This window comes from Formivibrio citricus, assembly GCF_900115065.1.
GTDB classification, from domain to species: Bacteria; Pseudomonadota; Gammaproteobacteria; order Burkholderiales; family Chitinibacteraceae; genus Formivibrio; species Formivibrio citricus.
On record NZ_FOVE01000002.1, the window covers coordinates 54,083 to 68,058 of the forward strand.

Consider the following 13,976-nt stretch of genomic DNA (forward strand, 5'->3'; position numbering starts at 1 on the left):
ACAGAGAAGGCGATGATGTTGAGTTTGCGTGATGCAGCAATGGCGATGAAGGGTGAGCTGGCCGGCGACGGCAGCCGCACGGTCGCGCGCGTCACGACCGACAGCCGCGACGTGCAGCCGGGCGACCTGTTCTTCGCGCTCAAGGGTGAGCACTTCGACGGCCATGCTTTCGTCGAACAAGCCTTGAAGGATGGCGCGGTCGCCGCCGTGGTCAGCGAACCCGGTCCCGGCGCGCGCATCGTGGTCCAGGATACGCTGCAGGCCTTGGGCGAACTGGCCGCGTCCTGGCGCCAGCGCTTTGCCAATGTGCGCGTGATCGGCGTGACCGGCAGCAACGGCAAGACCACGGCCAAGGAAATGATCGCCGCGATTCTGGCCACGCATGCCGGTGCCGAATGCGTGCACGCCACGCGCGGCAACCTCAACAATCACATCGGCCTGCCGCTGACCCTGCTGGGGATGCGCGAGGGCTGCCGTTTTGTGGTCGCGGAAATGGGCATGAACCATTTCGGCGAGATTGCCTACCTGACCCGCATTGCCCGGCCGGACGTGGCGCTGATCACCAACGCGGGCCAGGCGCATCTGGAAATGCTCGGCTCGGTCGAGGGCGTGGCGCGCGCCAAGGGCGAGATCTACGAAGGGCTCGCGGAGCAAGGATGCGCCGTGATCAATGCCGACGACGCCCAATCGCCGTTGTGGAAACAACTGGCCGGCAACCATCGCCAGATCGCGTTCGGTCTGCAGTCTGCCGAAGTCGGCGCACGCGAGCTTGACGCTGGCGAGGAAGGAACCCGTTTCGTACTCACAACGCCGGCAGGCGAGGCATCGGTCGCGCTGCCGGTTCCCGGCGTGCACAACGTGCGCAACGCGCTCGCTGCCGCCGCCGTGGCGCAAGCGCTGAACGTGCCGCTCGCAACCATCGCCCAAGCGCTGACCGGCTACCGTGGCGTCAAGGGGCGACTGGAAGCCAAGCGGGCTTTCAACGGTGCGCGGCTCGTCGACGATACCTACAACGCCAACCCGGATTCGATGAAAGCGGCGGCGGACGTGCTGTCCACTGCCAACGGCAAGAAAATCCTGGTGCTGGGCGACATGGGCGAAGTCGGCGCCGATGCGCCGCAGCGTCATGCCGAGATCGGTGCGTATGCCAGAGAGAAAGGTATCGACGCGCTGTATGCCGTGGGCAAGCACATGGCCGAAGCCGTGCGGACCTTCGGCGCAGGCCGGCATTTCGCAACGCACGAGGCGCTGGCCGCAGCATTGCGCGCCGAATTGCCGGCCAATGCCGTGGTGCTGGTTAAAGGATCGCGTTTCATGCAGATGGAACGCGTGGTCAAGCTTTTGCAGGAGAACAACTAAGTGTTGCTGTTTCTGACCCAGTGGCTGGGTGAATCGGTCCGAGCCTTCTACGTCTTCAACTACCTCTCCCTGCGGGCGGTGTTGGCGACTATCACTGCGCTTTCCATTTCCTGGATGCTCGGCCCGTGGGTGATCAACAAGCTGACCGAACTCAAGGTCGGCCAGGCGGTGCGCAGCGACGGGCCGCAGACTCACCTCGTCAAGGCCGGGACGCCGACCATGGGCGGTACGCTGATTCTCTTGTCCATCGGCCTGACCACGCTGCTCTGGGGCGATCTGCGCAACAAATATATCTGGATCACGTTGATCGTCACACTGGCGACCGGTGTGATCGGCTTCGTCGATGACTACAAGAAAGTGGCGCTCAAGGATCCGAAAGGGCTGTCGGCCAAGTCCAAGATGTTCTGGCAATCGTTGATTGCGATTACTGCCGGCGTCGTTCTGGTCAACTTCGCCAAGGATCCGGCCCAGACCGGCTTCATCATCCCGTTCTACAAACAGATCCTCTATCCGTTCGGCGCGATCGGTTTCTGCGTGCTGACTTACCTCGTGATCGTGGGTACTTCCAATGCCGTGAACCTGACCGATGGGCTCGACGGCCTGGCAATCATGCCGACCGTGCTGATTTCGGCCGGCTTCTGCATCTTTGCCTACGTTGCCGGTAACGTGGTGTTTTCCCGTTACCTTGGTGTGCCCTATGTGCCGGGCGCCGGGGAACTCGTGGTGTTCTGCGCGGCGATGGCTGGTGCGGGGCTTGGTTTCCTCTGGTTCAACGCCTATCCGGCCGAAGTGTTCATGGGTGACGTCGGCGCGCTGGCGCTGGGCGCGGGGCTCGGCACCGTCGCGGTGATCGTGCGCCAGGAAATCGTGCTCTTTATCATGGGTGGTGTGTTCGTGGTCGAAGCGCTCTCGGTGATGATCCAGGTGGCGAGCTTCAAGCTCACCGGCAAGCGGGTGTTCAGGATGGCGCCGCTGCACCACCACTACGAACTCAAGGGCTGGAAGGAAACGCAGGTCGTGGTCCGTTTCTGGATCATCACCATGCTGCTGGTGCTGGCCGGTTTGGCCACGCTGAAACTGCGGTAAGAAAAGAAAATGGAACTCAAGGGCAAACACTGCATCGTTGTCGGGCTGGGCGATACCGGCTTTTCCGCCGCCAAGTGGTTGGCGCGGCAGGGTGCGCGCGTCACCGTCGCCGACAGCCGCGCCACGCCGCCGAACCTCGATGCCATCAGGGAAGCGCTGCCGCAGACCGAACTGCGGCTGGGCGCTTTCGGCGCGGCGACCTTCGCCGACGCCGACTTGCTTGTCGTCAGCCCGGGAGTGGCGCTGGCAACTCCGGAAATCGCCGCCGCTATCGCGCGCGGCGTTCCGGCGGTAGGCGATGTGGAGCTGTTTGCACAAGCGATTGTGGGCAAGGGCAGCAAGGTTGTCGCCATCACGGGTGCCAACGGCAAATCCACTGTCACCAGCATGGTCGGCGCGATGTGCGCTACGGCCGGGCTGAAGACCGAAGTTGCCGGCAATATTGGATTACCTGTTCTCGATGCCCTGTCCAACTGGCAAGACAAGGGCGAATGGCCGGATGTCTGGGTCCTGGAATTGTCGAGCTTCCAGCTCGAAACCACGACCAGCCTCTCGCCGGATTCCGCCGCCGTGCTCAACGTGACCGAGGACCACCTCGACCGCTATGACGGCAGCATGGAGAAATACGCCGCCGCCAAGGCGCGCATCTTCGCCGGCAATGGCGTGCAGGTGCTCAATCGCGAGGATGCCTGGTGCCGCGGCATGGCCTTGCCGGAGCGCAATGTCGCCTGGTTCGGCACCGATGCGCCGCGCAGCGAAACCGAGTACGGGCTGGTGGCCGAGGGCGGCGATTTCAGCCTGAATGCGGGCAATTTGAAAATCATGAAGGCCGGCGAACTGCCGCTGGCCGGCCTGCACAACGCGGCGAACGCACTGGCCGCGCTGGCGCTGTGCCGCGCGATTGACCTGCCGTTGCCGCCGCTCGTGGCTGCGCTCAAGGCATTCAAGGGCCTGCCGCACCGCGTCGAGTTTGTCGCCGAAGTGAACGGCGTGCGCTACTACGACGACTCGAAAGGCACCAACGTCGGCGCGACCGAGGCTGCGCTGAGGGGCATGACCCGCCCCGTGGTCCTGATCGCGGGCGGCGACGGCAAGGGGCAGGATTTCGCCCCGCTCAAGACTGCTTGCGAGCGCATTTGCCGCGCCGTGCTGCTGATCGGCCGCGATGCGCCGCAGATCGCAGAAACGCTTAATGAAGCCACATCCGCTTTCTTGCCCGAAGGCGACGAGGAAGAAAATTTCCTGCCGGTGCTGCAGGTGCCGACGCTGGAAATGGCCGTGATGATGGCCGCGAATTTTGCCGAGCCGGGCGATGTGGTGCTGCTTTCACCGGCTTGCGCAAGCTGGGACATGTTCCGCAATTACGCCCACCGGGCAGAAGTATTCATCGATAGCGTGAGGTCGCTGAAGCCATGAGGCAGATGCTCTACCAGGCCATGAAACGAGTCCGTCCCTCCATGGGCGCCTATGACAAGGCGCTGCTGTGGGATGTGCTGCTGCTCGTTTCGCTGGGTCTGGTGATGGTCTATTCGGCCTCGATTGCCATGGCCGAAGTCGGCAAGGATACCGGTTTCCGCTCGGCGTATTACCTGATCCGGCAGGCGATTTTCCTGGCGGTGGGCGGCGTGGCGGCCGGCGTGGCGTTCAGCGTGCCGACCCATGTCTGGCGCAAATATGCGCCGCAGCTTTTCATCGGCGGTGTGCTGCTGCTGATGCTGGTGCTGATCCCCGGCATCGGTCGCGAAGTGAATGGCAGCCGGCGCTGGCTGTCGTTGGCCGTGATCAACCTGCAGCCTTCCGAACTCATGAAGCTGTTCGCCGTGCTGTATGCCGCCGACTACACGGTGCGCAAGGCGGGCAGCATGGCTGCGGATTTCATGGAAAGCGTGACCAAGGTGCTGCTGCCGATGGGTATCGTCATGGCCGTGGTCGGCGGTCTGTTGCTGCTGGAGCCGGATTTCGGAGCTTTTGCCGTGATCACCTGTATCGCCATGGGCTTGTTGTTCCTTGGCGGCTTCAACTGGCGCCTGTATGTCGGGCTGATCGTGTTCCTCGGCGTGGCTTTTGTCGGCTTGGTCGCGAGCTCACCTTACCGCCGCGCGCGCGTGCTCGGCTTCCTCGACCCCTGGCAAGACCCGTACGGCAAGGGCTACCAGCTTTCGCATTCGCTGATCGCGTTCGGTCGCGGCGAATGGCAAGGCGTTGGCTTGGGCGCGAGCGTGGAAAAACTCGCTTACCTGCCGGAAGCGCATACCGACTTCCTGATGGCGATCATTGCCGAGGAGCTCGGCATGTTCGGCGTGATTGTCGTGCTGGGCATGTTTGCCTTCCTCGTGGCGCGTTCATTCCAGATCGGCGCGCAGGCCGCCAAGCTGGAGCGCCACTTCCAGGCGCTGGTGGCGCAGGGAATCGGCATCTGGCTGGGCGTGCAGTCGGTGATCAACATTGGCGTGAACATGGGGCTGTTGCCGACCAAGGGGCTGACCCTGCCGCTGTTGTCGTTCGGCGGTTCGGGCATCGTCGCCAACCTGATCGCCGTGGGCGTGCTGTTGCGCATCGACTATGAAAATCGCCAGTTGCTGAAGGGGTACAGCCGATGAGCGCGCGCACACTTCTGGTCATGGCCGGCGGCACCGGCGGCCACATCTTCCCGGCGCTGGCCGTGGCCGATGCCGTACGCGCCAAAGGCTGGAACGTGGTCTGGCTGGGCGCGGCCGGCAAGATGGAAACACGCATCGTGCCGCAATCCGGAATAACGCTGGAAACGCTCGATATCGGCGGTGTGCGCGGCAAGGGAATGCTCACCAAGCTCGCGCAGCCGTGGGTGCAACTGAAGGCGCTCATCGGAGCGATGCGCGTGATTTTCCGCTACCGGCCGGATGTCGCGATCGGCTTTGGCGGTTTCACCGGTTTTCCGGGCGGGCTGGCGATGAAGCTCCTGCGCTTGCCGCTGGCGATCCACGAACAGAATTCCGTGGCCGGGCTGACCAACAGGACGCTGGCGAAGATCGCCGACCGCGTGTTGTTCGCCTTCCCCTCTGCATTCCCGATGCAGGAAGGATGCGTGGGCAATCCGGTGCGCGACGAGATCAAGACGGCAGCACTGCCGCAGGCGCGTTTTGCCGGGCGCAGCGGCCCGCTCAGGCTGCTGGTGGTCGGCGGCAGCTTGGGTGCGCAGGTGTTCAACGAAGAGGTGCCCAAGGCGCTGGCGTTGTTGCCGCAGGAACTTCGCCCGCAGGTGATCCACCAGGCAGGCGAGAAGCACATTGAAGCCCTGAAAGAGGGCTATGCCAAGGCCGGCGTTGTGGCAGAATGCGCAGCTTTTATCGCGGACATGGCCAAAGCCTATGCGGATGCAGATCTGGTGCTGTGCCGCGCCGGCGCGCTGACCGTTGCCGAGTTGTCCTGCGTGGGGGCCGCGAGCGTGCTGGTCCCGTTCCCGCACGCGGTGGACGACCACCAGACCGGCAACGCGCGCTATCTGGCCGATGCCGGCGCCGGCATCCTGCTGCCGCAGGGCGAATTCAGCGCCGCACGTTTTGCCGCGCTGCTGCAGGAAATGAACCGCGAGCGTTGCCTGGAAATGGCGGGCATCGCGCGCGGATTGGCCAAGCCGGATGCAACGCAGGCCGTGGTCCAGGCCATTGAGGAATTGGCGGAACAATGAAACATAAAGTAAAGCGCATCCATTTTGTCGGAATCGGGGGTGTCGGCATGAGCGGCATCGCTGAGGTGCTGCTCAACCTCGGTTTCGAGGTCAGCGGCTCCGACCTCGGCAGCAATGCGACCACGCAGCGCCTGAGCGCTGCCGGAGCGCAAGTGCATGTCGGCCACGCTGCCGAATACATCGCTGGCGCGGATGTGGTGGTGATCTCCAGCGCGGTCAAGGCTGATAACCCCGAAGTGCTTGCCGCGCGCGAGAAGAAAATCCCGGTCGTGCCGCGCGCCCTGATGCTGGCCGAATTGATGCGCCTGAAACAGGGCATCGCGATTGCCGGAACGCACGGCAAGACCACGACCACGAGCCTGACCGCGAGCATTCTCGAAGCCGCCGGCTTCGATCCGACTTTCGTGATCGGCGGCAAGCTGCATGCTGCGGGCTCGAATGCGCGGCTGGGCAGCGGCGATTTCCTGGTGGCCGAGGCCGACGAATCGGATGCCTCGTTCCTGCTGCTCGCTCCGGTGATCTCGGTCGTGACCAATATCGACCAGGACCACATGGATACCTACGGGCACGATTTCGGCAAGCTCAAGGGTGCCTTCGTCGATTTCCTGCAGCGCCTGCCGTTCTATGGCCGTGCCGTGTTGTGCATCGACGATCCGCATGTGCGCGCCATCCTGCCGGAAATCACCTCGCCGGTGACGACCTACGGGGTCAGCCCGGATGCGATGTTGCGCGCCGAAAACATTCGCGCCGAGGCCGGCCGCATGCGGTTCGACGCGGTATGGGAAAACGGCGAAAGCAAGCGTCTGGCGATCACGCTCAATACCCCCGGCCATCACAACGTCCTCAACGCGCTGGCGGCGATTGCTGTGGCGCTGGAAGTGGGCGCCGACGATGCCTCCATCCAGAAGGCGCTGGCCGAGTTCGCCGGTGTGGGCCGGCGCTTCCAGCGTTACGGCGAAGTGGCGTTGCCAGCCGGTGGCTGCTTCACGCTGGTCGACGATTACGGGCATCACCCGGTGGAAATGGCGGCCACGCTGGCTGCGGCGCGTGGCGCTTTTCCGGGGCGGCGCCTGCTGCTGGCCTTCCAGCCGCACCGCTATACCCGCACGCGGGACTGTTTCGAGGATTTCGTGAAGGTGCTGTCCAGCGTGGATGCCCTGTTGCTCGCCGACGTATATGCCGCGGGCGAAGCGCCTATCGTGGCCGCCGACGGGCGGGCACTGACGCGGGCGGTACGGGTGCTCGGCAAGGTTGAGCCGGTATTTGTGGAAAACATTGCCGACATGCCGGCGGCAATTCTTGCCGCCGCGCGCGATGGCGATGTGGTTTTGACGATGGGTGCAGGTTCGATTGGCAGTGTTCCAGGGAAGTTGACGACGTGAAGCAGCGATACGGGAAAGTGGCGGTTTTGATGGGCGGGTTCTCCTCCGAACGCGAGGTCTCGCTCATGAGTGGCGCGGGCGTGCTGGCTGCACTGCAGTCGCAAGGCGTCGACGCGCACAAGTTCGACCCGGCGGAAAAGCCGCTCTCGGCCCTCAAGGACGAAGGCTTCGACCGGGCGTTCCTGATTCTGCACGGCCCGTACGGCGAAGACGGCACGGTGCAGGGCGCGCTGGAGGTGCTGGGCATTCCCTACACCGGCTGCGGTGTGATGGCCTCTGCAATCGGCATGGACAAACTGCGTACCAAGTTGGTCTGGAAGGCCATGGGCCTGCCGGTGCCGGACTTCGTGCTGCTGGACGAAAACAGCGACTGGGCGGCGGTCGTCGCGCAGCTCGGCTTGCCGATCTTCGTCAAGCCGGCGCACGAAGGCTCCAGCATGGGCGTCATCAAGGTCAAGTCGCAAGACGCGTTGCTCTCGGCATTTGAAGAAGCACGCAAGTACGACAAGGTGGTGCTTGCCGAGCGCTATATCGGTGGCGGTGAATACACCGCGGCGGTGCTCGACGGCGAAGTGCTGCCGGCAGTGAAGATCGAACCGGCAACCGAGTTTTACGACTACGACGCCAAGTATTTCCGCGATGACACGGTTTACCGTTGCCCTTGCGGACTGCCTGCCGAGGTAGAGGCCGAAGTTGCCGAATACGTGAAGAAAGCCTTCTGGGCCATCGGCGGCGCGAGCTGGGCACGTGTGGATTTCCTCATGGACGAGGACGGCAAGCCTTACCTGCTGGAAGTGAATACCGCACCGGGCATGACCAGCCACAGCCTGTTCCCGATGGCGGCCCGGCAGATCGGCATGAGCTACGAGGATCTGGTGATGCGTATCCTCGATACGACCTTGCCGGTTGAGGCGTGAGGGGTCAGGAGTGAGGTGCAAGACAGTGGTTTATCCGGGAGATGCGATGCGAGTGACTGGCTTGGAAAGGAAAGAACGCACTTCGTGCGGTTTAGCTCCTCACGCCTCACACCTCGCCCCTCACCTGCGAGCGGGAGCGAAGCGTGTGGGATAAGCCGCAACTGTTAATGTGGCTGGCCAACCTGCTGACCGCACTGGCCTTGCTGCTGCTGTTTTATGCGGTGGTGTTCCTGGCGATCCATTCGCCGCTGTTCCCGGTGCGGCGGGTGCAGGTTGAAGGCGACATGACCCATGTGACGCGCGAGCAGTTGCAGTACGTGGTGAAGAACGAATTGAAGGGCACTTTCTTTACGCTGGACCTGGACAAGACCCGGCAGGCGTTCGAAAAGCTGCCTTGGGTACGACGCGTGGAAGTGCGCCGTTACTGGCCGGATCGGCTTGAAGTGAACGTGGAAGAACACCGGGCGATTGCTCGCTGGGGATCGTCGGCGTTGCTCAACTCCTTCGGTGAAAAGTTCGATGCGGCAAGCAACGAGGCGCTACCGGTCCTGGAAGGGCCGGATGGTACGGAAAAGCAGATGGTCGAGAACTATCGCCAGTTCCGGGATGCGCTGAAACCGCTGGGCAAGCAACCGACGCATGTCTGGCTTTCCGGGCGACGAGCCTGGCGGATCGAACTGGATGGCAAGATCGTAGTGGATGTCGGGCGGGATAATGGGGCGGAGCGGCTGCAGCGATTTGTGACCGCATACCCCAATTCGCTGGCCCGTGTGGAGCAGCCGTTCGATTATGTGGATTTGCGTTATCCGAACGGATTTTCCGTCAAGCTGCCGGGATTCCGGGTGCAAGACGGCAAGACGGCAAAAACCAAGCCGGCAGTTAAAAAACCGGCATGAAACATGCTTGTAATGTCGATAAAAATAAAGACATTGCAGCAATTATTTGAAGTATTGAGTTAAGAAAGGGTGGCCTGTGACCAAAGATTCCAAGAACCTGATCGTGGGGCTCGATATCGGCACCTCGAAAGTGGTTGCTGTGGTGGCAGAGATCCAGGAGGACGGGAGCCTGAACGTGGTTGGTTTGGGCTCGGCAGCATCGCGCGGGCTCAAGCGCGGCATGGTGGTGGATATCGAAAAGACGGTGCTGGCGATCCAGACCGCGCTGGGCGATGCCGAATTGATGGCCGACTGCAAGATCAACGAAGTGATCGCCGGGATTGCCGGTAGCCATATCAAGGGAACGAACTCTGACGGGATGGTGGCGATCAAGGATCGCGAAGTATCGCAAGCCGACATGGATCGCGTTCTGGAAACGGCTCGTGCGATCCAGATTCCGGCTGACCATGAAGTCCTGCACGTGATTCCGCAGGAGTTCGTGATCGATGGACAGGAAGGGGTGAAGGAGCCCTTGGGCATGTCCGGTGTGCGTCTCGAAGTGCGCGTGCATATCGTCTCGGGTGCAGTCTCTGCGGTGCAGAACGTAACCAAGTGCGTGCGCCGCTGTGGTCTGGAGATTTCCGAGGTCGTATTGCAGCCGCTGGCTTCGGCCTATGCCGTGCTGACCGAGGACGAGAAAGACCTGGGCGTATGCCTGATCGACATCGGAGGCGGAACGACCGACGTGGCGATCTTCGCCGGTGGAGCGATTCGTTATACCGCCGTGATTCCGGTTGCGGGCGATCAGATCACCAACGACATCGCCATGGCGCTGCGTACACCGACTTCCGAAGCGGAAACGATCAAGCTGCAATACGGCGTGGCCCTGCGTCACCTGACCGACCAGCAGCAGATGATCGAAGTGCCGGGCGTGGGCGAGCGCGGTTCGCGCTCCATGAGCCGCCACACGCTGGCGGAAGTGATTCAGCCGCGCGTCGAGGAACTCTACAGCCTGGCGCTGGCGGAAGTGCGCCGCTCCGGCTGGGCAGAGCGCCTGTCCAGCGGCGTGGTGATTACCGGCGGCGCGTCGCTGATGCCGGGCATGGTCGAACTGGGTGAGGAAATCTTCCACCAGCCGGTGCGCCTGGGGCTGCCGCGTTACGTGGGTGGGCTGGCCGAAGTGGTCAAGAATCCGCGCTATTCCACCGCCGTTGGCCTGCTGTTGCTGGCGCGCGAACAGATGAACAAGAACCCCGCTGCACGCAACAAGCAGGGCGGGGTCGGGAGTGTGCTGGGCAGGATGAAATCCTGGTTCCAGAACAATTTTTAAGTTGTATGTAGACAAGAAGTACGTTTTTCACGGGCAAACAGGAGAAACAAGATGGGCTTTTCCATTGAAGTTCAGGATGTAGCACACCACGTCAACATCAAGGTGATCGGCGTGGGCGGTGCAGGCTGCAATGCCATCAACAACATGATCGAACATGAGTTGCATGGCGTGCAGTTCATTTCGGCCAATACCGACGCACAGGTATTGAAGCTGTCGCAAGCCAGCGACGTGGTGCAGTTGGGTTCCAATCTGACCCGCGGTTTTGGCGCGGGTTGCGATCCGGATATCGGCCGTCAGGCTGCCGAGGAAGACCGCGAGCGTATCGCTGAGCTGATCGAAGGCTCCGACCTCCTCTTCATCACCGCCGGCATGGGCGGTGGCACCGGAACCGGCGCAGCGCCGGTCATCGCACAAGTCGCACGCGAGAAAGGCATCTTCACCATTGGTGTGGTGACCAAGCCGGGCCTGGATGAGGGTTCGCGCCAGAAAGTGGCGCAGGGCGGTATCGACGAATTGTCGCAATATGTCGATTCCATGATCGTGGTTTCCAACGAAAAGCTGGAACAGGTGCTGGGCGAAGACGTGACGCTGGATGAAGCGTTCCGCGCCGCCGACGACGTGCTGCGCAGCGCCGTGGCTTCGATCGTCGAAGTGATCCAGTATCCGGGCTTCATCAACGTCGACTTTGCCGACGTGAAGAAGGTCATGGAAGAAAAGGGTCTGGCCATGATGGGCTCGGCCTTTGCGACCGGCGAAGGCCGTGCCGTACGTGCCACCGAAGAGGCGATCAGCTGCCCGCTGCTCGACAACATCAATTTCAAGGGTGCCCGCGGCGTGCTGCTCAACATCAGCGCCAGCAAGGCTACGCTGCGCAAGAGCGAGATCCGCCAGGCGCTGGAAATCGTCAATGCGCATGTCGCCGATGGCGCCGTGGTCAAGTACGGCGTGGTGTACGACGAAGCGCTGGGCGACCAGATCCGCGTCACCGTGATCGCCACGGGTCTGGGTTCGCGCGAAGCTGCCAAGCCGCAACTGACCGTGCTGCAAGGCCAGCAGTTGAAGACCGGCACCGACAGCGCCGTGGGCCTGAATCCCGAGGATTACGATGCCCCGGCAATCTGGCGCAACAACCGTCGCGGCGGTGCAGCGTCCGGCAGTACCGAGGCTCGGCCGGCGTTGAACAACATTGACATGGATATACCGGCGTTCCTGCGGCGCCAGGCCGACTAACTGGCGCTGGCGCTGCTGCGCCGTGCTGATGCTTTGTCGCCGGCAGATTCAGGGTCCTCATGGACATTCAGTCCATTCCGGCCCTTCATCTACCGGACTTCGCGCCTCAGCCCGGCTCGCGACGCGCCCGCATCCAGTTAGTTGTGGTTCCGCGTCGACGGCTACTGACCGATCAATGCAGTGTTAGTTGCTTGGGTCATTGTTTTGACCTTGCCTATCGTCCGGATTGCCACGATCAATCCAGCTCCTTGCCCGTGGCTGGTAGAATCGTGGCATCCGACCGATGAGAAGTCGCCATGTTCTTGCAACGCACCCTGAAATCCACGATCCGCGCCACCGGCGTGGGCTTGCACTCCGGCGCGAAAGTGACGCTGGTGCTCAAGCCGGCGCCGGAGGAGAGCGGCATCGTCTTCCACCGGGTCGATCTGCCCGAATCGGCCCCGTTCAGGGTTGAACCTTCGCAAGTGAACGACACGCGTCTTTCCTCGACGCTGGTTCACAACGGCGTACGGGTCGGCACCATTGAGCACCTGATGTCCGCTTTTGCCGGGCTTGGCATCGACAACGCCATTGTCGAGGTCGATGCCCCGGAAATGCCGATCATGGACGGCTCCGCCGCACCTTTCATCTACCTGCTGCAAACCGCCGGAATTATCGATCAGGCCGTGCCCAAACGCTTCGTGCGCGTGCTCAAGACCGTCGAAGCCACGGAGGGCGACAAGTGGGTCAGGCTGGAGCCGCATGACGGCTACAAGGTGACCCTGACCATCGATTTCCAGCATCCGGCATTCCGCAAGTCAGCGCGCACCATCGAAATCGATTTCGCCAAACAGAACTACCTCAGCGAGATCTCGCGCGCCCGCACCTTCGGGTTCATCCATGAGGTCGAATTCCTGCGGGCCAACGGACTGGCGCGCGGCGGCACCATGGACAACGCGGTGGTGATCGACGAGTACCGTGTGCTCAACCCGGGAGGGCTGCGCTTCGAGGACGAATTCGTGCGCCACAAGGTGCTCGATGCCATCGGCGACCTCTACATTCTCGGCCATCCGCTGATCGCATCCTTCAGCGGCTACAAATCGGGGCATGCGCTCAACAACAAGCTGCTGCGCACGCTGCTCGCCGACGAGTCGGCGTGGGAATTCGTTTCCTTCAACAGCCGCGAAGAAGTGCCGTCTTCGTTCCACGCACTTCCTCCGCTCGGAATCTGATGCCACTGTTGAACCGCTTGCTGCTCGTACTGCTTTTGCTGGGCTCCGGCTTTGCAGCGATTCGCTACCTCAAAACGCGCGATCCGAGATGGCTAAGCGTACTGCGCTGGTCGCCGAAGATCTTCTTCGGCTGCATGGTCGCCACCTTTTTCTGGGTCATTTTTGAGCATTGGGGGAAAAACTGATGCCCCGTTTTTATGTCGATCTGCCGCTGGATGCGGGCGCGCAACTGGAGTTGCCGGAGACTGCCGCGCGCCATGTCCAGGTGCTGCGCATGCAGCCGGGCGAACCCCTCGTCCTTTTCAATGGACGGGGGGGCGAGTTTGCTGCGACGGTGCTGAAGATGGGCAAGCGCAGCGTATTGGTGGAGGTGGGGGCGCACGATCCGGTCGAGCGCGAATCGCCCTTGCAACTGACTATCGTGCAGGCGCTCTCCGCCGCAGAACGCATGGACTACACCGTGCAGAAATCGGCCGAGCTGGGCGTAACCGCGATCCAGCCGGTGATTTCCGAATTCTGCCAGTCGCGCTACTCGGGCGAGCGCGCCGAAAAGCGCATCGCCCACTGGCAGGCCGTGGCGATGAGCGCTTGCGAACAATGCGGGCGCACGCGCATCCCGCAAATCCTGCCCATCCTGAAATATGAAGACTACCTGGCGAGCGCGCCTGCTGCAGATTTGAGGGTGCTGCTGTCGCCGGACGGCGCCATCCATCATTCCCGATTGCCCACGCAGGCCAGCAGCGTCTGTGTGCTGATCGGCGCCGAGGGTGGTTTTTCCCGACGCGAAGAGTCCGATGCGGTCGAGGCTGGATTCATCCCGCTCATCCTTGGTCCCAGGATATTCCGCACCGAAACGGTGGCACCCGTGATCGCCGGGTTACTGCAATCGCGGTACGGCGACTGGTAACGGCGACCTGTT

At 62.4% G+C, this 13,976-nt stretch carries 13 protein-coding genes; all 13 read left to right on the plus strand.

Translation table 11 applies throughout. The features are described 5' to 3' along the window. Positions 1-15: 15 nt before the first annotated feature. The 13 genes from BMZ36_RS01470 (at position 16) to BMZ36_RS01530 (ending at position 13,964) form a co-directional block, all read left to right on the plus strand. Positions 16-1,359 carry a UDP-N-acetylmuramoyl-tripeptide--D-alanyl-D-alanine ligase gene (locus BMZ36_RS01470; protein WP_091190782.1) on the plus strand — a complete coding sequence of 448 codons (1,344 nt, stop codon included), beginning with the start codon at positions 16-18 and terminating at the stop codon, positions 1,357-1,359. 6 nt (positions 1,360-1,365) lie between these two features. Then, a complete protein-coding gene (gene mraY / locus BMZ36_RS01475) occupies positions 1,366-2,445 on the plus strand; it encodes a phospho-N-acetylmuramoyl-pentapeptide-transferase (RefSeq protein ID WP_444542563.1) in 1,080 nt (359 codons plus the stop codon). Between the two features lie 9 nt (positions 2,446-2,454). Next, positions 2,455-3,861 (plus strand): UDP-N-acetylmuramoyl-L-alanine--D-glutamate ligase, encoded by a 1,407-nt coding sequence (gene murD, locus BMZ36_RS01480; protein WP_091190163.1) that lies wholly within the window; start codon positions 2,455-2,457, stop codon positions 3,859-3,861. After that, entirely contained in the window at positions 3,858-5,045 is a 1,188-nt protein-coding gene (gene ftsW / locus BMZ36_RS01485) for a putative lipid II flippase FtsW (RefSeq protein ID WP_091190167.1), read from the plus strand. The genes murD and ftsW overlap by 4 nt, the downstream gene beginning before the upstream one ends. Continuing rightward, the gene (gene murG / locus BMZ36_RS01490; protein WP_091190171.1) at positions 5,042-6,112 is read left to right on the plus strand and encodes an undecaprenyldiphospho-muramoylpentapeptide beta-N-acetylglucosaminyltransferase; all 1,071 of its coding nucleotides are present in this window, start codon (positions 5,042-5,044) and stop codon (positions 6,110-6,112) included. The genes ftsW and murG overlap by 4 nt, the downstream gene beginning before the upstream one ends. Next, positions 6,109-7,494 (plus strand): UDP-N-acetylmuramate--L-alanine ligase, encoded by a 1,386-nt coding sequence (gene murC / locus BMZ36_RS01495; RefSeq protein WP_091190178.1) that lies wholly within the window; start codon positions 6,109-6,111, stop codon positions 7,492-7,494. The genes murG and murC overlap by 4 nt, the downstream gene beginning before the upstream one ends. Then, positions 7,491-8,411 (plus strand): D-alanine--D-alanine ligase, encoded by a 921-nt coding sequence (locus BMZ36_RS01500; RefSeq protein WP_091190182.1) that lies wholly within the window; start codon positions 7,491-7,493, stop codon positions 8,409-8,411. Before murC ends, BMZ36_RS01500 begins: the two co-directional genes overlap by 4 nt. A gap of 167 nt (positions 8,412-8,578) precedes the next feature. After that, a complete protein-coding gene (locus BMZ36_RS01505) occupies positions 8,579-9,307 on the plus strand; it encodes a cell division protein FtsQ/DivIB (protein WP_245747741.1) in 729 nt (242 codons plus the stop codon). Positions 9,308-9,383: 76 nt separating this feature from the next. After that, positions 9,384-10,616: a cell division protein FtsA gene (ftsA, locus tag BMZ36_RS01510; protein WP_091190189.1), complete on the plus strand. Its 1,233-nt coding sequence runs from the start codon at positions 9,384-9,386 to the stop codon at positions 10,614-10,616. Between the two features lie 51 nt (positions 10,617-10,667). Further along, complete coding sequence (gene ftsZ / locus BMZ36_RS01515) at positions 10,668-11,846, plus strand: cell division protein FtsZ (RefSeq protein ID WP_091190194.1); 1,179 nt, start codon at positions 10,668-10,670, stop codon at positions 11,844-11,846. A gap of 296 nt (positions 11,847-12,142) precedes the next feature. Further along, positions 12,143-13,057 carry a UDP-3-O-acyl-N-acetylglucosamine deacetylase gene (gene lpxC, locus BMZ36_RS01520; RefSeq protein WP_091190197.1) on the plus strand — a complete coding sequence of 305 codons (915 nt, stop codon included), beginning with the start codon at positions 12,143-12,145 and terminating at the stop codon, positions 13,055-13,057. After that, on the plus strand, positions 13,057-13,242 hold the full coding sequence (locus tag BMZ36_RS01525) for a hypothetical protein (protein WP_091190201.1): 186 nt from the start codon (positions 13,057-13,059) through the stop codon (positions 13,240-13,242). The genes lpxC and BMZ36_RS01525 overlap by 1 nt, the downstream gene beginning before the upstream one ends. Continuing rightward, positions 13,242-13,964, plus strand: coding sequence for a 16S rRNA (uracil(1498)-N(3))-methyltransferase (locus BMZ36_RS01530; RefSeq protein WP_091190205.1), 723 nt, complete (start codon positions 13,242-13,244; stop codon positions 13,962-13,964). Before BMZ36_RS01525 ends, BMZ36_RS01530 begins: the two co-directional genes overlap by 1 nt. Positions 13,965-13,976 lie beyond the last annotated feature (12 nt).